The 17,269-nt window shown below is 64.7% G+C and carries 14 protein-coding genes; 9 read left to right on the forward strand and 5 right to left on the reverse strand.

Annotation, left to right across the window (positions count from 1 at the left end; all coding sequences use genetic code 11):
- Positions 1-121: 121 nt before the first annotated feature.
- Entirely contained in the window at positions 122-1,156 is a 1,035-nt protein-coding gene (gene adhP / locus JDV76_RS10025) for an alcohol dehydrogenase AdhP (protein ID WP_198736752.1), read from the forward strand.
- Between the two features lie 119 nt (positions 1,157-1,275).
- On the opposite strand, the gene JDV76_RS10030 is transcribed toward adhP, so the two are convergent.
- Both JDV76_RS10030 and JDV76_RS10035 read right to left on the reverse strand, forming a co-directional pair.
- Complete coding sequence (locus JDV76_RS10030; RefSeq protein WP_198736753.1) at positions 1,276-2,565, reverse strand: alpha/beta hydrolase; 1,290 nt, start codon at positions 2,563-2,565, stop codon at positions 1,276-1,278.
- On the reverse strand, positions 2,558-2,818 hold the full coding sequence (locus tag JDV76_RS10035; protein WP_198736754.1) for a hypothetical protein: 261 nt from the start codon (positions 2,816-2,818) through the stop codon (positions 2,558-2,560). Before JDV76_RS10035 ends, JDV76_RS10030 begins: the two co-directional genes overlap by 8 nt.
- A gap of 205 nt (positions 2,819-3,023) precedes the next feature.
- Here JDV76_RS10035 and JDV76_RS10040 point away from each other — a divergent pair, with 205 nt between their 5' ends.
- Positions 3,024-3,848 (forward strand): carbon-nitrogen hydrolase family protein, encoded by an 825-nt coding sequence (locus tag JDV76_RS10040; protein ID WP_198736755.1) that lies wholly within the window; start codon positions 3,024-3,026, stop codon positions 3,846-3,848.
- A 4-nt stretch (positions 3,849-3,852) separates the two neighbouring features.
- On the opposite strand, the gene JDV76_RS10045 is transcribed toward JDV76_RS10040, so the two are convergent.
- Positions 3,853-5,007 carry an FAD-binding oxidoreductase gene (locus JDV76_RS10045; protein ID WP_198736756.1) on the reverse strand — a complete coding sequence of 385 codons (1,155 nt, stop codon included), beginning with the start codon at positions 5,005-5,007 and terminating at the stop codon, positions 3,853-3,855.
- Positions 5,008-5,098: 91 nt separating this feature from the next.
- The gene (locus tag JDV76_RS10050) at positions 5,099-5,881 is read right to left on the reverse strand and encodes an L-threonylcarbamoyladenylate synthase (RefSeq protein ID WP_198736757.1); all 783 of its coding nucleotides are present in this window, start codon (positions 5,879-5,881) and stop codon (positions 5,099-5,101) included.
- Between the two features lie 363 nt (positions 5,882-6,244).
- Here JDV76_RS10050 and clpB point away from each other — a divergent pair, with 363 nt between their 5' ends.
- Together clpB and JDV76_RS12950 are read left to right on the forward strand one after the other, a co-directional pair.
- Positions 6,245-8,806 (forward strand): ATP-dependent chaperone ClpB, encoded by a 2,562-nt coding sequence (gene clpB, locus JDV76_RS10055; protein WP_198736758.1) that lies wholly within the window; start codon positions 6,245-6,247, stop codon positions 8,804-8,806.
- Between the two features lie 28 nt (positions 8,807-8,834).
- Positions 8,835-10,844 (forward strand): pentapeptide repeat-containing protein, encoded by a 2,010-nt coding sequence (locus JDV76_RS12950; RefSeq protein WP_198736759.1) that lies wholly within the window; start codon positions 8,835-8,837, stop codon positions 10,842-10,844.
- 1,254 nt (positions 10,845-12,098) lie between these two features.
- On the opposite strand, the gene JDV76_RS10065 is transcribed toward JDV76_RS12950, so the two are convergent.
- Positions 12,099-12,425: a hypothetical protein gene (locus tag JDV76_RS10065; protein ID WP_198736760.1), complete on the reverse strand. Its 327-nt coding sequence runs from the start codon at positions 12,423-12,425 to the stop codon at positions 12,099-12,101.
- A gap of 294 nt (positions 12,426-12,719) precedes the next feature.
- Between JDV76_RS10065 and JDV76_RS12820 the strand changes: the two genes are divergently transcribed.
- The 5 genes from JDV76_RS12820 (at position 12,720) to JDV76_RS10090 (ending at position 17,220) form a co-directional block, all read left to right on the forward strand.
- Positions 12,720-13,463, forward strand: a complete 744-nt coding sequence (locus JDV76_RS12820) for a pentapeptide repeat-containing protein (protein ID WP_255520449.1) — start codon at positions 12,720-12,722, stop codon at positions 13,461-13,463.
- Positions 13,464-13,628: 165 nt separating this feature from the next.
- Entirely contained in the window at positions 13,629-14,462 is an 834-nt protein-coding gene (locus JDV76_RS10075; protein ID WP_198736762.1) for a sulfurtransferase, read from the forward strand.
- Between the two features lie 150 nt (positions 14,463-14,612).
- Positions 14,613-15,974 carry a type III secretion system chaperone family protein gene (locus tag JDV76_RS10080; RefSeq protein ID WP_198736763.1) on the forward strand — a complete coding sequence of 454 codons (1,362 nt, stop codon included), beginning with the start codon at positions 14,613-14,615 and terminating at the stop codon, positions 15,972-15,974.
- Between the two features lie 6 nt (positions 15,975-15,980).
- Positions 15,981-16,529 (forward strand): orotate phosphoribosyltransferase, encoded by a 549-nt coding sequence (gene pyrE / locus JDV76_RS10085; protein ID WP_198736764.1) that lies wholly within the window; start codon positions 15,981-15,983, stop codon positions 16,527-16,529.
- Positions 16,522-17,220: a TrmH family RNA methyltransferase gene (locus tag JDV76_RS10090; RefSeq protein WP_232959235.1), complete on the forward strand. Its 699-nt coding sequence runs from the start codon at positions 16,522-16,524 to the stop codon at positions 17,218-17,220. Before pyrE ends, JDV76_RS10090 begins: the two co-directional genes overlap by 8 nt.
- Positions 17,221-17,269 lie beyond the last annotated feature (49 nt).

Genomic DNA, 17,269 nt, shown 5'->3' on the forward strand with positions numbered 1-17,269 from the left:
CACATCCCGTGTGACCTGGCCGGAGGCATGTTCCCCCACTGTTGAAAATAGTTGCCAATTGGCTTTTATGCAAGGGGGTGGCTCCACCCACCCCTGTTCATCCCTACACGAGGAGATTCCCATGAGTAACGCCCCCGAGAAGTTCACCGCCGCCGTCGTCGACGAGTTCGGTCCCGAGGTCACCGTCCGGGAAGTCGATCTTCCCGAGCCCGGCCGTAACCAGGCGCTGGTCAAGCTCCAGGCCTCCGGTATCTGCCACACCGACCTGCACGCCGCAGAAGGTGACTGGCCGGTCAAGCCCCCGCTGCCCTTCGTCCCCGGGCACGAGGGTGTCGGTGAAGTGGTCAAGCTGGGCCCCGGCGAGCACGACGTGGAACTGGGCGACATCGTCGGCAACGTCTGGCTCTGGTCCGCCTGCGGAACCTGTGAACAGTGCCGCACCGGCTGGGAGACGCTGTGCAACGACGCCGAGTATGGCGGCTACACCGTCGACGGTTCCTTCGGTGAGTACATGCTCGTCGACACCCGCTACTGCGCCCGTATCCCGGAGGGCGCCGACCCGCTCGAGGTCTCCCCGATTCTCTGCGCCGGCGTCACGGTCTACAAGGGCCTGAAGATGACCGAGACCCGCCCCGGTCAGTACGTCGTGATCTCCGGTGTCGGTGGACTCGGCCACATCGCTGTCCAGTACGCCGTGGCCATGGGCATGCGCGTCATCGCGGTCGACATCGCCGACGAGAAGCTCGAACTGGCGAAGAAGCACGGTGCCGAATTCACCATCAACGCCCGCGAGCAGGATCCCGCTGAAGCGGTCATGGAGTTCACCGGCACCGGCGCCCACGGCGTGCTGGTCACCGCCGTCCACGAGGCAGCTTTCGGTCAGGCCATCAACATGGCCCGCAAGGGCGGAACCATCGTGTTCAACGGCCTGCCCCCGGGAGAATTCCCCGCCCGCATCTTCGACATCGTCTTCAAGGCGCTCACCATCCGTGGTTCCCTGGTCGGCACCCGCCAGGACCTCGAGGAGGCCCTCGACTTCTACGCCCGCGGACTGGTCAAGCCCACGATCGCGGAGTGCAAGCTCGACGACATCAACAGCGTCTTCGAGGATCTGCGCAAGGGCAGGATCGACGGCCGCATGGCCATCCGCTACTGAGCGACCGCGGACACCCGGGCACGAACTGATCCGGGTCGCCGACTTCCCCGGCCCCGTGCCTCCCACTGTGGAGTCACGGGGCCGGGTTCTTCGGTCCCTTCGGTGACGCCGGTGGCGGCTCAGTGATGCTGCAGCTTCCTCAGCGCGTCCAGCACCACCGGATCCCGGAAGTAGTCACTGTGACCGCCGGTCGCGGGAAGCACCTCAGCCCCGAACACGTCGCTCGAGGGGTCCGGCCCGTGCAGTCCCGCGTAGCCGGAACCCACGATCCCGATTGGATCCGCGGCACTCCTGGCGGCGACGATGTGCGGATCCGGGGAGTTCAGCTGGAGCTCATCCACACCGGACACGCTGGTTCCCGGACTTCCGAGGAACACGATGTTGTCCGCGTCGAGCCCGCCACTCTTCTTCGCGGCTGCCATCCCGACCACGAGAGATCCGTAGCTGTGAGCCACCACGGTGTGCGTTACCGACGGCCCGCTGCGCTCGGTGAGGGAACGCATGAAGTTCCGGAGCTCCACCGCACCCAGACGCGCCGAGATGTCCTGACCGCCGTCGATGAGTGATTCCGGTGGCCGGTACCCGTTCCACACGATGACCGCACCGCCCACCTGCCGGTGGAGTTCCCGCCCCCGGTCGAGGGTTCCCGCCACCGCCCCGGGAGTGGCGGAGCCGACGCCCGAGACCACCGTCGTGATGGATTCCGCAGCGTCGATGTCACCGAATGCGGCGACCAGATGATGGTCCCCGCTCTCCAGGACGACCATCCCGGGGAACTGATCAGCGAGTTCCCTGAGCCCGTCTTCCGCGCCGGCCATGTTGACCTCGTGCAGCTGGGCGGCGGAGACGGTGGGGTCCTCAGGGAGCGGCAACCGCGCCGGGGCCGGTGTGTACAGGTCCTCCAGAGTCGCCACACACCGTTTCCTCCGATCGTCGAATGGTGTCAGAGGCAGGAGCATCTCGAGCCGTCCGGCGCAGTGCCGGTCGAGGAGGATCCCCTCCTCCTTTATCCGTCCCAGCATGACGTTGAAGATCACGGCCTCTTCGAGCAGGTCGTCGGTGAATGCGATGATCGTGCCCGCGACCTCGGTCAGCCCCCTGGACCGCGCGGTTTCCACAACCCGGTCGTACTCCGCTTCCAGTGCAGCCTGGGCGGAGGCGACCCGGGAGAGGACGGACACGGCGGTCTCGATGAGGTTGGCCGCGGCCTCCCGTCGGGCGGTGATCTGCTCTTCTCTCCTCCTCGCCGCGGCGAAAGACACCCCGTGTAACCCCTGGTGAGTGGCCGTCGACCACTGTCCCCTGTTGATGTCGCGCGAAAGGATGATCGCCCGCCCGCCCCGATCGAGGCCTGTCGTCACTGCCTCGAGTGTCCCCGACCAGGGCAGCGCGAGTGGGGGACTAGCCATGAGCGATGCCGTCGAGATCCCGGGCGCCGGAGGCATCGGCAGCCCGGAGCTGAGAGACCAGGTCCCGGACAGCGGAGCGGAGATCGGTGAGCTCCACGGACGTCTGATCGAGAAGATCCGTCCAGGCGGCCACCAGCCGGGAGAACACCGCAGCGGTCATCGAACCCGGGGGCAGCTCGGGGAAGACGACGCGAGGGTGTGCGGGGCTCCGCAGCGGGAGGGACGCATGGTCGGAAATGATGATCCGGTTCACGGAGGGGTCCTTTCGTCCGGCGTGGTGGAGGGGTGGATGAAACCACGGATTCGTGGACCCAGATTCGGCGACCCGGGCAACCGGGGGATGACTCCCCCGGCACGGCTGTGGACAACTCGGCGCGGGAACGGTCAATCCACCTGAGGCTGCGGAGACATGCACCGGAACCCCGGCGGATGTCCACCGGAACCCCTATCGTGGAGCCATGCGAGTAGCTCTGGTCCAGATGCAGTCCACCGGTGAGGTCTCCACCAACCTCGGTGCCGTTCTCCGGCACGTCCGCACCGCCTCGGGGAACGGTGCGGAGCTCATCGTCTTCCCTGAGGCGACGATGCGGGCATTCAAGACGGGACGCCTCGACACCGTCGCGGAACCGCTCGACGGCCCGTTCGCCACGGCGGTGCGTGAGCTCGCCGACGAACTCGGGGTCACGGTGGTCGTCGGCATGTTCACACCGGCCGACATCGTTGAGGTCGACGGAAAGACGATCCACCGGGTGCACAACACCGCGTTGCTGACCGGCGGGGGGCACCACCTCGGATACCACAAGATCCACTGCTACGACGCCTTCGGTTTCCGCGAATCGGACACCGTCAGTCCCGGGGACGAGCTGGTCACGGTGGAGATCGGCGGCCTCACCGTGGGCCTCGCCATCTGCTATGACGTCCGCTTCCCGGAACAGTTCGTCGCGCTCGCGGAGAACGAGGGCGCTGAGGTGATCGTCCTCCCAACTTCGTGGTCGGACGGCCCGGGGAAACTGCAGCAGTGGCGGGTGCTCACCGGCGCCCGCGCACTCGACTCGACCTGCTACCTACTCGCCGCGGGGCAGGCCCGCCCCGGTGGGGAGGGCTCGGCGGGGGAAAATGATGGGCCGACCGGGATCGGGCACTCGGCGGTTATCGGTCCGGACGGTCTGCGCATCGTCGAGGCAGGCTACGGCGAGGACATCATCTACGCGGATATCGATGCTGCCACGGTGGCCGACACCCGCAAATCCATTCCGGTGCTCGGCGCTGAGCGACAGTTCTGACGGCTCACACCGGATCGTGTCGGATGTTCTCCGCCGGGGTGCCTGCCGCCCGCATCGCGGCGGCGATGTCCGCCACGATGTCGCCCGGACCGGAGATGAGGACGTCCCGGTCCTCCCAGGTGCCATAGCTGGGGACCACCTCCGCGAGTGAGCCGGTCTGCTGCATGTGGAGGCCACGTGGGGCGGTCGAATGCTCGGTGCGGCGCACCCACCACGGGTCGACTTCCCGGGTGACCACCGGGGTGACCGACAGCCACGGTGCCCCCGCGACCAGCTGCCAGAGCCCCCGGAGATCATAGAGTTCACCAGGGCTGTCCGCCCCGAAGAACAGGTGTACCCGGCGGCCTGTTCCGTGCATCAGCATGTCCAGGAGTAGCGCACGCAACGGGGCGAGGCCCGTCGAGTGGGCGACCATCAAGATGTCGCGGGAGCCGTCGACCGACATCAGGCCGAGCGGTGAGCCGAACCGCCAGCGGTCACCGGGCTCGGGTGCCGCGAGGAGACGCCCGATGGTGTCGTCTCGGTCCGCGAAGACATGGAATTCTACCTGGCCGTCGTCGTTGGTCGGGATCGACGGCGACAGGTGCCGCCACAATCCACGGGTCGTCGTGTCACTCGTGACGGGCAGATACTGCCCCGCCGCGTAGGGAGGGGGGACGTCCGCGATCAACCGGACGACGGACACCCGGGCGCACCGCCGCTCGACCTCCACGACCTCGGCGGGCCAGGAATCCGGTATTCCGGCGGCATCGCATTCTGCGGCAGCCTCCGCCATAACCCCGAAGCACTGGGCGATGGCGGTGTCGGCACCGGTGACGAGCTCCGATGGCAGGTTGGTGATGATCCGTCCTACCTCTGCCCGCGTGGCGCCGGACAGCGACGCGTAGTGCGCCGTGGGCATCCGGTACCGGCGATTCTCCCGCCCCAGTTGCGCGAGAATCCTGCGCACCCGCTCCGGGAGGGAGCCGTCGACAGGGGTATTGGTCAGGACCCAGTCGAGCACCGTCGGCAGATCGGCGTGCACGTCGTGGCTGGCAACCGGAAACAGTTCCCGATCGCTCGGGTGCTCCCGAAAGAAACGTGCGTTGACCTGCCCGCGGAGGCTCTCCGCGTGAATGCGCAGCCGGACCGCCACCGGCTTCAGGGTCTCATGGTGCACACGTGTCATTGTGCCCCAGAAAACGACGTATCCCCGCACCGGACACCCATTTTCGGTGGGATCCGTGGTGCGGGGAGGAGGCGCGGGTGGCCTAGTAGTACTCGCCCTGGCGGTAGTCCCAGCTCAGGAAGAACTCGGAGAGGTTGTTCATGATGCGGTCGCCGTCCAGGCCGTTGCGGATCAGGACCGGGCACGGGGTGACGGAACGCTCACCCTTCTGCTCGGGGACGAGCTTGCCGTCCTTGTCCACCAGGGACACCATGACGCCCTGCTCGTGGCGGGAGTCCTCGTCCTTGTCGGGCTGGATCGACGCGACGTAGTCATCCGCGGCGACGATGTAATCGGCCATGGATTCGATGCGCTCACCGATGAACGCGACCTGGCCGCGGTTGCCGATGCCGGAAGGGTTGGCAGAAGACGCGAAGGTGACCTTGCCCTGTTCCCAGTTCTTCGCCGCGATCTGCTCGGCCGGGCGGCCGAAGCGGATGACGAAGCAGCTCGTACCCCGGCCGTCGCGGGCCAGCTCACGTACGGTCTCGTCGGGCATCTTCGCGATGGCGTCCTCGCGCCAGGGCAGGATGCAGCCCAGCAGGATGTCCTGCTCCCAGTGGCGCTCGTAGAACGCGACGATCTCGTCGTTGACCTGGGCGAGTTCCTTCAGCTCGTCGATGTTCGCGCACAGGACGACGGCGGGCTTGTTGCGCTTGCGCTGCTTGGCGTCGAACTTACGCTCCAGGCCCTTGCCGTCGGTGGCCATGAGGATGTAGCCGACCTTGGTGGCGCAGACGATCAGGCCGCCGTCGGCGGAAATCGCGTCGAAGGCCTCGGGGATGATCTCGCCGGTCCACTGGGTTTTGGGCGTTGCTTCTGCCATTTTTTCGGTGTCCTTTCTTCGGGCTACCGCGGTGGATGCGACGGTGGTCGCGGCCGCGCCGGTGTTTCAATATGTGGAATGCGAGTCCTACTATATGGGATCGAGTCCGGTTGGGCAATGCGGGGGATGGGTGAGGAGGGCCCGTGCCTCCGGATCCTTGATGGTGGGCCGAGGGATGCGGTACAAAGTTGAGTCCTGCACTATAAAGGCAGCGAGCCGAAAAAAGTTTGAGTTGAGTGGAACAGACTCAACCCTTGTGGCGTTGTACGGAGTGAAAGGCCGACTAACGGGACGAAACCCCGTAGGCGGTGACAAAAAACACACGATAAAACGACACCGAAAAAGAAGGGACAGACGAAGAACATGAGTTCTTTCACCCCCACCACAAAAACCCAGGAAGCGATGCAGGCCGCCCTGCAGTCCGCTTCCGCCAACGGCAACCCCGATATTCGCCCCGCCCACCTCCTCGTCGCCATCCTCGACCAGACCGACGGCATCGCCGCCCCAGTCCTCAAGGCCGCGGGCACCGACCCCAACATCGTCCTCGCCGAAGCGAAGAACCTCGTGGCCGGCTACCCCAAGGCACAGGGCGCCAACATGGCGAACCCGAACTTCAACCGGGACGCCCTCAACGCACTCACCGCGGCACAGGAACTCGCCGGTGAACTCGGCGACGAATACGTCTCCACCGAGGTGCTCCTCGCCGGAATCGCCCGCGGCGCCGGTGAGGCCGCCGACCTGCTGAAAAAGCACGGCGCAACCTACGACGCCATCAAGAGCGCCTTCACCACCGTGCGCGGCTCCACCAAGGTCACCACCGAAGACCCCGAAGGCCAGTTCCAGGCCCTGGAGAAGTACTCCACCGACCTGACGAAACTCGCCCGCGAAGGCAAGATCGACCCCGTCATCGGCCGCGACTCCGAGATTCGCCGCGTCGTCCAGGTTCTGTCCCGCCGCACCAAGAACAACCCGGTGCTCATCGGTGAACCCGGCGTCGGTAAGACCGCCATCGTGGAGGGGCTCGCCCGCCGCGTCGTCGCCGGTGACGTGCCCGAGTCCCTGCGCGGCAAAACCCTGATCAGCCTCGACCTGGGCTCCATGGTCGCGGGCGCGAAATACCGGGGCGAGTTCGAGGAACGCCTCAAGGCGGTGCTCGACGAGATCAAGAACTCCGACGGCCAGATCATCACCTTCATCGACGAGCTGCACACCATCGTCGGCGCCGGGGCCACCGGCGACTCCGCCATGGATGCGGGCAACATGATCAAGCCGATGCTCGCCCGTGGTGAACTACGCATGGTCGGCGCCACCACGCTCGAGGAATACCGCAAGTACGTGGAGAAGGACGCCGCACTCGAACGCCGCTTCCAGCAGGTCTACGTCGGCGAACCCTCCGTCGAGGACGCCATAGGTATCCTCCGTGGCCTGAAGGAACGCTACGAGGTGCACCACGGCGTCCGCATCCAGGACTCCGCCCTCGTCGCCGCCGCAACCCTCTCCGACAGGTACATCACCTCCCGCTTCCTCCCCGACAAGGCCATCGACCTCGTCGACGAGGCCGCCTCCCGCCTCCGCATGGAGATCGACTCCTCCCCGCAGGAGATCGACGCCCTCGAACGCGTCGTCCGGCGCCTCGAAATCGAGGAAATGGCCCTGGCCAAGGAGAAGGACGCCGCCTCGAAGGACCGCCTGGACAAACTCCGCCAGGAACTCGCCGACGAACGCGAGAAACTGAACGAGCTCAAGGCCCGCTGGACCAACGAGAAATCCGCCATCGACAAGGTTCGCGGCGCGAAGGAGGAACTGGAACGCCTGCGCCAGGAATCCGAGATCGCCGAACGCGACGGCGACTACGGGCGCGTCGCCGAACTGCGCTACGGCCGCATCCCCGAACTAGAGAAGGAGGTCGCCGACGCGGAGAAGAACGTCGACAACCCCGGCGAGAACCAGCTCCTCACCGAGGAAGTCACCCCCGACGTCATCGCCGAGGTCGTGTCCGCATGGACCGGTATCCCCGCAGGCAAGATGATGCAGGGCGAGACCGAGAAACTCCTCGCCATGGAGAGCGTCCTGGAGAACCGCGTCGTCGGGCAGCCCGAAGCCGTCGAAGCCGTCAGTGATGCCGTGCGCCGCTCCCGCGCCGGGGTCGCCGACCCGAACCGGCCCACCGGCTCGTTCCTCTTCCTCGGACCCACCGGCGTCGGTAAGACGGAGCTGGCGAAATCGCTGGCCGAGTTCCTCTTCGACGACGAGCGCGCCATGGTCCGCATCGATATGTCCGAGTACGGCGAGAAGCACTCCGTCGCCCGACTCGTCGGCGCGCCCCCCGGATACGTCGGCTACGACGCCGGCGGCCAGCTCACCGAGGCCGTCCGCCGCCGCCCGTACACCGTCGTCCTGTTCGACGAGGTGGAGAAAGCGCACCCGGACGTGTTCGACGTGCTGCTCCAGGTCCTCGACGAGGGCCGGCTGACCGACGGCCAGGGCCGCACCGTGGACTTCCGCAACACGCTGCTCATCCTCACCTCCAACCTCGGTGCGGGTGGCACGAAGGAACAGATGATGGACGCCGTGAAGCACGCCTTCAAACCCGAGTTCATCAACCGCCTCGATGATGTGGTCACGTTCAACCGACTCTCGGAGGAACAGCTCACCCACATCGTGGAGATCCAGGTCCGGCAGCTCGCCACCCGACTCGCCGCCCGCCGCCTCGTCCTCGAGGTCGACGACCCGGCGAAGGCATGGCTCGCCGAACGCGGCTACGACCCGGCCTATGGTGCCCGCCCGCTGCGCCGACTCATCCAGCAGGCCATCGGTGACCAGTTGGCGAAGGAACTCCTCGCCGGCACCATTGTCGACGGCGACACCGTGCAGGTCACCCTCGCCGCAGACGGGGAGACCCTGAAGGTCAGCCCACAGCGGTAAGTGCATTAGTGGTGCCCCGGCCGTTTCAGTGCGGCCGGGGCACCAGTATGAGATGCACTATTCTGTGGCTATGAACTCGGCTCCCGACAAAGAACCCAACGCCAGCGGAGATGATGTCCAGCCGGAGAAAAAGACGACCAACCGCTGGAAAATGTATGCGAAACTGCGAACAGTTCTCGTCGGTGCGCCCTTCGTTCTTCTCCCAGCAGGGCTCATCGGAACCGGGTGGGACCGAATAGTCGAGGATATTGAGGAGATCTGGAATTGGATTGGCTGGCTTTACATCATCGGGCTTGTGATTGTGGTTGTGGGGGTATGCTGGTGGCTGTTTGAACCCGTTGAACCGACCGACAAAGACGGTGCTTCGGCAGTTTCCACGGAGACGACTCATCCCTCCAGGTTTTCGTGGATCGAGCTCGTTTTTGTTCTCTTCTCCCTCCTGTCACTGGCCGGAGGAATACGCGTACTCACGGTCATGCACGAGGAGGGCAAAGCACAACTCGCTGCGGGGCTGTTTGCTGCAGGTGCGCTCGCGCTGTCTGTCTGGGCAACTCAACGCCGCTCCATCGAACAGCAGGAGCGGGAAGACAAGAGGCAGAACGATCGACTGGAATCCGAATCACTGCGGGAGAGTCGACAACTCTCCGTTCAGCAGCGTATGGACATGTCGAAGAAGCTGCAAACTTCGATTGAGCACCTATCCAGTAAGAGTGAAGTTGTCTGCGCAGCCGCCATCTCCGAACTGATGTTCCAGATTGATGACTGGAATGCCCTCATTCAAGGAGAGGTCACGGAAATCGAAACCCGGAAACCCCACGACGCGGAACAGCGGGTGGAGCAGCTCAAAGCTGAGGGGTTACGCCGGAGGCAGGAGCTCTTTGATCTGGCGATGAAAGACTACGCGGAAAGCGGTGAGGATTCTCAGGAGCCCTCATCAAGTGACAGTACGAACCACAATGAGAAACGAGAATTCCGCAAAGGGATCATTGCTGCTCGCCGGAGAGGCCTGAAATCAGCGCAGAAGGGATCGTTTGAGGGGGTGAGCTTTGAAGGAGTTAGGCTTCCAGATCTTCCTGTTGGTGGCAGAGGCGTCCCGGGAGATACAGAAAAAGAGGGAGAGGAGAAACGCATAGAAACTTGGTCGATCCATCTGAGGGGGGTTGATTTGGTGGGTGCCCATTTGGAGGGGGCGAACCTGGAGGGGGCGAACCTGAAGGGGGCGAACCTGGAGGGGGCGAAGCTGGAAGGGGCGAACCTGGAGGGGGCGAAGCTGGAGTGGGCGAACCTGGAGGGGGCGAACCTGAAGGGGGCAAACCTGCGAGGGGCGAAGCTGGAGTGGGCGAACCTGCGGGGGGCGAACCTGCGGGGGGCGAACCTGTGGAGGGCGAACCTGCGGGAGGCGAACCTGCGGGGGGCGAACCTGCGGGAGGCGGCCCTGTGGAGGGCGAACCTGCGGGAGGCGAACCTGCGGGAGGCGAACCTGCGGGAGGCGAACCTGCGGGAGGCGAACCTGCGGGAGGCGAACCTGGAGGGGGCGAACCTGGAGGGGGCGAACCTGGAGGACGCGAACCTGAAGGAGGCGAACCTGAAGGAGGCGAACCTGAATGGGATGAAGCTGGGGAGGGCGATCCTGCGGGAGACGGTGCTGCGGGGGCTGAAGCTGGCGGAGAGGAGCCTGTGGTGGGCGAACCTGTTGGGGGTGAACCTGAAGGACGCGAACCTGAAGGACGCGAACCTGGAGGACGTGAACCTGGAGGGGCTGAAGCTGGTGGAGAGGAGCTTGCGGTGGGCGAACCTGTGGGGGGCGAACCTGGAGGGGGCGAACCTGGAGGGGGCGAACCTGGAGGGGGCGAAGCTCGCTCACAAGGATGACGATGGGGTGCTGATCTACCCCTGCGCCTTCGACGATGACACGCAATGGCAGGACGCCACCTACAGTGTGTCCACGGTTTTCCCCGAGGGCTTTGATCCGGAAACTCAAGGCATGATCCAGGTCGATGACCCGAAACCGGAGGAGACCTTGGAGGGGAACGACTAAATCTGTGCAGGGGAGGGATACTCAGATGCCGATGTGTCTACAGTCCGGTTGGCTGTCTGGACTAGCAATGTGTTGGAGACTGTAACCACTCCATCCGGCGAAGCGCGCTAGAACCTGAAGGGCTGCTTGATCCATCTTTCGCTGACGGCTCGCGGTCAACACTGTCGATGACGGCCGGAGATAACCGGGGTGCTGCTGTCGAAGGCCGATCTAGTGCCCGTCGCACAAATCTGTCCACCGTAGACCGCGTAGGTCATTCCGTGGACTTATTGCGCTGGGAAGCGCCGCCTATAGGCGTGGGGGATATGGGGCGGTAAATACGCTACTGATCTGGTGGGTTGGCTCCATGCGCTTTGCGGGATCATGGTCCGCTTTGTCGTGTGTCGAAATTGATCGAATGACTGTGTCGAACAGCAGGGCGTCTAAAGAGGTTCGCCTGTCCGTCCGAGGTTACCGGTGGTGTGTGATGCTGTGCCGTTGGGTCCGCAACCCGACGCAGGTTGTGGTCCTTCCGTCGGGGTTTCCGCGGTCCTCCTTCTGCCGCCGGTGTCTTCCTTCGTGAGAAGATCTACTATTGAGTTCATGGGAGAAAACAACCGGACCAATGTGGGGACGGATGGAGAGGCCACGGAAACCACGGAGTTTCGTGAGAATTTCTGGACTGTTGATGGGATTCCGGACAGCTATCCCCGAATAGTTCGAGGGGCGATCTGGATGGTCGCTATGTTGTTCCGGTTGGTTGCGTTGCCGCTCCGACTGTTGCTCTGGGGTCTGGAACGACCCTGTGTAACAGATGCCGACGTACAAAGTGAACAGTCAGCGAAGTCAGTCTCCACAGGTCATGGGGATGGCAGCGACGGGGAATCTCCCCGGTATATTTCCCGCTGGCGGACTATAAGAGATAGACAACAGATCGCTACCATCGGTGTTTTCCTTGTTCTCCCGGTCGCTCTCATAGGGGAGGGGTGGGGTGCCCTCTGGAAAGGGCTCGGTTCCGGTCCTGCATGGCAGTGGATTCTTGTTGGTTTAGCGGTAGCGGTAGTTCTGGTGTGGCTGAGTGTGTGGCTCACAGAGCTTGTGCCCGAGCCTGGGAAACGGTGGAAACACGGTGACGGAGGCTCGGGTGCCGAGGTCCCGAATAAGGCGCCCTATGCCGAGCGGCTTTTTGTTCTTCTCGCGGTGCTCGCTCTCGCTGCGGGTGTGCGGGTGATCCTTGTTTCAGACCTTGAGCGGACGGTCCAATTGGCTGCAGGGTTATTTGCTGCTGGGGGTGTTGCCCTGTCTGTGTGGGCTACTCAACGACGGTCCTTGGATCAGCAGGAGCGGGAAGATAAACGACAGCATGACCGACTCGTCAGGGAAAGCGTACTGCAGGACGATCGGCTTCGGCGCGAAGCCGAGCTTCAGAATGAGCGGCTCGAACGGCAGGCCGAGCTTCAAAATGTTCGTCTCGAGCGAGACGCGAAACTCCAGAACGAGCGGCTCGAATTCGACTCGTTCCGTGGGAGCCGGCAGTTGTCGGTTCAGCAGCGTCTTGATCTGTCGCAGAAACTCGCGGTGTCCATCGGCCATCTTGCGCATGATGATGTCACGGTCCGTGCGGCGGCGGTGGCGGAGCTGATTTTCCAGATTGATGATTGGTCGTCTCTCGAAAGGTCCGAAAGGGCAGTGATCGAGGTATCTGCCGACCAACAAAAAGAGCACAAGATCAAAGAACTGGAAAATGAGAGTCTTCGACGGCGCCAGGAGCTGTTTGATCTCGCGTTCAAATCGGATATCCGTGGGCAGTCGGTCTCAGAAGTCAGAACCAGGGGAGCGGGGCCGCGTCTGGTGGATGGTGATCGGGGTTGTTTTGCTGGTGTGGATCTTTCCGGGATGGTGGCCCCGGGCGCTCAAGCGCCGGAGGCTAGCCTGAAAGGGATGAAGCTGCGGGGTGCTCATTTGGAGCGGGCGAACCTGCAGAGGGCTCATTTGGAGGGGGCGAACCTGGGGCTTGCTCGTTTGGATGGGGCGGACCTGCGGAAGGCTCGTTTGGAGGGAGCGCACCTGGGGGAGGCTCGTTTGGAGGGGGTGGACCTGCGGGATGCTCATTTAGAGGAGGCGGACCTGCGGGGGGTGAAGCTGGAGGGGGCGAAACTGCGGGATGCTCATTTGGAGAGGGCGTACCTGGGGGAGGCTCGTTTGGAGGGGGCGAACCTGGGGGAGGCTCGTTTGGAGGGGGCGTACCTGGGGGAGGCTCGTTTGGAGGGGGCGTACCTGGGGGAGGCTCGTTTGGAGGGGGCGTACCTGGGGGAGGCTCGTTTGGAGGGGGCGAAACTGCGGGGTGCTCGTTTGGAGGGGGCGTACCTGGGGGGTGCTCGTTTGGAGGGGACGGACCTGCGGGGTGTCCATTTGGAGGGGGCGAACCTGCGGTTTGCTCGTTTGGAAGGGGCGAAACTCGCTGACGGGGATGACGATTGGTTTCTGCTCGGTCCCTGCACCTTCGACGAGAACACCCAATGGCAGGACGCTACCTACAGTCCCTCCACGGTTTTCCCCGAGGGCTTCGATCCGAAAACTCGCGGCATGAAACTGGTTGATGACCCGGAACCGGAGGAGACCCCGGAGGATAACGACTAGCGCTCATACTGTGACGCGGCCGGGGTGAGCGCCCGATCCACGATCAGGCAGATTCCATCCCCTCCACCCGTTGTACCCCGTACCTCACTATTTCGGCCTGTGCGCTGGCCGGTCTCCACCTCCACCCGCCTTCCCCTGTGCTGGAACTTGACTACTCTGTGGGGTATGAGCCTTCTGATCAGTCCCACTGAACTCGCCGATGGAATGCAGACCGGAATCAAGACGACGCTCCTGGCGTCGATGTGGTTGCCCGGCCCCGAGAACGCTGGCTTCGAGTACTACCGAGGCAAGCACATCCCCAACTCTATTTTCTGTGATCCGGCGCGTGCGTTGGCGTCGGCGCCGTCGAGCAAGCTGGGGCGGAATCCGCTGCCTGATCCTGTGAGCCTGCAGAAATGGTTCGAACGTTGGGGTTTGAATGATAAACACCGTGTTGTTGTCTACGACGGTGGTCGTGGTTTGATGTCTGCCCGCGCCTGGTGGATTTTGACGTGGGCGGGTGTCCCTGATGTTCAGATTCTTGATGGTGGGCTCGCGGCGTGGATCAAAGAGGGGCGCCGTCATGCTGGTGGCCCGGGGAATCTGCCGCAGAAGTGCACTCTTGAGGTGAATCCGGGGCAGTTGCCGGTGGCGTCGATTGATGATGTGAAGAGTTTTGATGGTGTCCTTCTTGATGTTCGTCAGGAAAACCGTTACACGGGTCGTAAGGAGCGGATGGATCTGAAGGCTGGGCATATTCCCGGGGCGGTGAATCTTCCGACTCGTCGTTTGGTGAATGAGGATAAGACGTTCCGGAGTCCGGGGGAGATTCGTGCGGAGTTTGAGGCTGTGGGTGTGGAGGATCCGTCGAAGGTGATTGTTTATTCGGGGTCTGGTTTGCATTCTGCTCTGGCGGTTGCGGCGATGCATCATGCTGGTATGCCGGGTGCTGCGGTGTATATCGGTGGTTGGTCGCAGTGGTGCGCGGACCCGAAGAACCCGGTGTCCACGGTTGTCTGATCAGTAACAATCTCCCTGCTGGGGAGTGGGTCAGGGCGGGGCGATTGCTGGCAGATGCTCGTGGGATGTGGAAAGCCCGTGTTCTCCCCACCGGACACCGCCGTGAATGTTCCTGGGCGGGGGCGCGTGGGGCGCTAGACTCGGAGCCAAATGCTAACCGAAACTCTCCTCCTGCTCGCCGGGGCCTCCGCCGCCGGTGCCGTCGCCCTGACGCTCGCCGCGAACCGCCGCGACGCGCTCACCCGTCGGGCCGCCGCCGATGCCGACGAGGCCTCCGGTCCTGTCCCCGACGCGGAAAACGACCTCCCCGGGGACGACAGCTGCGCGTCCGTCGCTGATGCGGAGCCGATCCGGGAACCCGACGAAGACACCCCGGTCCCGCAGTATGCTCTCGAACCGGACCGTGCGGAGGCTACGGTCCCGGAAGACGAGGAACCCGGGGCTGGTGCTGACGTGATCGACGTGGAGGTCGAGGACCAGCTGCGGGACGTGCCGGTCGTGACGCCGGACGAACGGGACGACCGCATGCAGGAAGCGGGCGCCGTTGATGAGACCCCGGCCGACCCGGACACCCCCGGGGAGAAGAGCCGTGTCCCGGGGTCGACGGTCGGCGACCACGGTGGCCTGCACCTTCCCGGGTTCCCGAGACGGCAGCGGCGCCGGTGGGCCACCGCCAACGGCTACGACTACAGCAAGGGCGACGCGTTCCTCACCGATGAATGGAGCTACGGCCCCGCCGGGACCGGGGCCGTAGCCAGGGATGTCGTCAGCGGTGTGACGTCCGGCCATGAGTTCCACCTCACCGACCTGGGGCAGCAGACGGTCCTCGCGTTCCGTCGCGTCACCGGGAGCGCAGCGGTCGTCGAGATGTCCCGCACCGCAGATGACCGGGAGAGTTCCTTCCGACTCGGGGACTTCGCCGTGTTCTGCGCGGAGCCCGATGTCGCACGCCGGTTCGTCGATGAGCGGGTCACCGCCGCGATGGAGGCACTCCCGGCTGCGGTGACGATGGTCTGGACGGAGTCACGGTGGATCATCGCCCAGCTTGTCCGGCGGAGTTCCCCGGCGGATTGGGACGCGGCACTCGAACCCATGGCGCTGCTGGCCGATGCGGCCTGCACCCTTCCGCCGCGTGCCGGGGAGGCCCCGCTCCGGGATACCGGGGGACTGGATCCCTCCCGGCCGCTGCCACTGCCGCACCAGTGTCCGGACCACACTGAGGACGAGACTGAGGGGACGGAGGTGCCCCCCGCGCAGCCCCTGGTCCAACGCCCCGATGAGCCGGTGGAGCTGCCCAGTCGGTTCCGCTCGGAGCAGCGCGGTACCGTGGAACCACGTGCCGTCGGCGGCGACGAGATCGACGCAATCGCCGACGGCCGGGACGTGGACCCCCAACCCGGCGGGGTGCGTGTTCCGCGGACCTTCCGGACCGGTCCGAGCATCTTCACCGACTCCGGGGCCGACGCTGAAGCCCCGGACACCGACAACCCGACTACACCCGAGGAGCCCTGAACAGCCGTGACCCCGACGCCCACCGAAGCCCGTAGAGAACTCGCCGAACTGGTCAAGGAACTCGCCGTCGTCCACGGCCGGGTGACTCTCTCGTCCGGCAGGGAGGCCGACTACTACGTCGATCTCCGGCGCGCGACGCTGCACCATCGGGCGTCGAGGCTGATTGGCGAGCTGCTGCGCGAACTCACTGCGGACTGGGACTATGTCGCGGTCGGCGGACTGACGCTCGGGGCGGACCCCGTGGCCACCGCTGTCATGCACGCGGACGGACGGGCGATCGACGCGTTCGTCGTCCGCAAGGAGACGAAGAAGCATGGCATGCAGCGTCGGATCGAGGGGCCGGACATCGTCGGAAAGAAGGTCCTCGTCGTCGAGGACACCACCACCACCGGCAACTCGCCGCTCACCGCGGTGGAGGCGCTGCGTGAGGCCGGCGCCGAGGTCGTGGGTGTCGCCACGGTCGTGGACCGTGCCACCGGCGCGGACAAGGTCATCGCCGACGCCGGACTCGAGTACCGCTACCTGCTGGGTCTGTCGGATCTCGGCCTTGAGTGAGAAGCTGACCGACACCCGGGAGGAACACGACGGTACGCGGCCCGGCCCGACCGAGTGGGGTGTGAGTCGGGTCGGCGTCGGCCCCTGGGCCGAGGAGCATCCGGGCGAACCGCTCCCGACGGATCCACGTTTCGACCCGACACTCCTCGCGGAGGGGGACCGCCGCAACGTCGTCGACGCCTACCGCTACCTGACCCGGGAGGCGATCGTCGCGGACATCGACACCCGCAGGCACCCACTGCATATCGCGATCGAGAACTTCGAGAACGACGCGAACATCGGGACCGTCGTGCGCACCGCCAACGCCTTCGCCGTGGACACCGTGCACATCGTCGGTCGGCGCCGGTGGAACCGGCGTGGTGCGATGGTGACCGACCGCTACCAGCATCTGCTGCACCATCCGGACGTCGAAGCCCTCCTGGCGTGGGCCGCGGATCGGGACATTACCGTCGTCGCCGTCGACAACACGCCCGGATCTGTTCCCCTGGAGACTGCCCGTCTACCGGAACGGTGTCTGCTGTTGTTCGGGCAGGAGGGGCCGGGTGTTACGGAGGCTGCGCGTGCCGGTGCGTTGATGACCTGTTCCATCGCGCAGTTCGGTTCGACGCGATCGATTAACGCGGGGGTCGCCGCAGGTATCGCGATGCACAGGTGGGTGACGCAGCATGCGGACCTCGACCAGGCCTGGTGATACCATTTGCTCTGCTAGGACGGCGTTTGACGTGGGGTAAGTAACATCC

Source organism: Corynebacterium marambiense (genome assembly GCF_016342275.1).
Lineage (GTDB): Bacteria > Actinomycetota > Actinomycetes > Mycobacteriales > Mycobacteriaceae > Corynebacterium > Corynebacterium marambiense.

What these genes read in the sequence shown, in the direction of transcription:
- clpB (WP_198736758.1), top strand. Translation starts at nt 6,245, where the DNA reads ATGAGTTCTTTCACCCCCACCACAAAAACCCAGGAAGCGATGCAGGCC.
- JDV76_RS10065 (WP_198736760.1), bottom strand. Translation starts at nt 12,425, where the DNA reads ATGCGCAAGATGGCCGATGGACACCGCGAGTTTCTGCGACAGATCAAG.
- JDV76_RS10075 (WP_198736762.1), top strand. Translation starts at nt 13,629, where the DNA reads ATGAGCCTTCTGATCAGTCCCACTGAACTCGCCGATGGAATGCAGACC.
- JDV76_RS10080 (WP_198736763.1), top strand. Translation starts at nt 14,613, where the DNA reads ATGCTAACCGAAACTCTCCTCCTGCTCGCCGGGGCCTCCGCCGCCGGT.
- JDV76_RS10030 (WP_198736753.1), bottom strand. Translation starts at nt 2,565, where the DNA reads ATGGCTAGTCCCCCACTCGCGCTGCCCTGGTCGGGGACACTCGAGGCA.
- JDV76_RS10040 (WP_198736755.1), top strand. Translation starts at nt 3,024, where the DNA reads ATGCGAGTAGCTCTGGTCCAGATGCAGTCCACCGGTGAGGTCTCCACC.
- adhP (WP_198736752.1), top strand. Translation starts at nt 122, where the DNA reads ATGAGTAACGCCCCCGAGAAGTTCACCGCCGCCGTCGTCGACGAGTTC.
- JDV76_RS10050 (WP_198736757.1), bottom strand. Translation starts at nt 5,881, where the DNA reads ATGGCAGAAGCAACGCCCAAAACCCAGTGGACCGGCGAGATCATCCCC.
- JDV76_RS12820 (WP_255520449.1), top strand. Translation starts at nt 12,720, where the DNA reads ATGGTGGCCCCGGGCGCTCAAGCGCCGGAGGCTAGCCTGAAAGGGATG.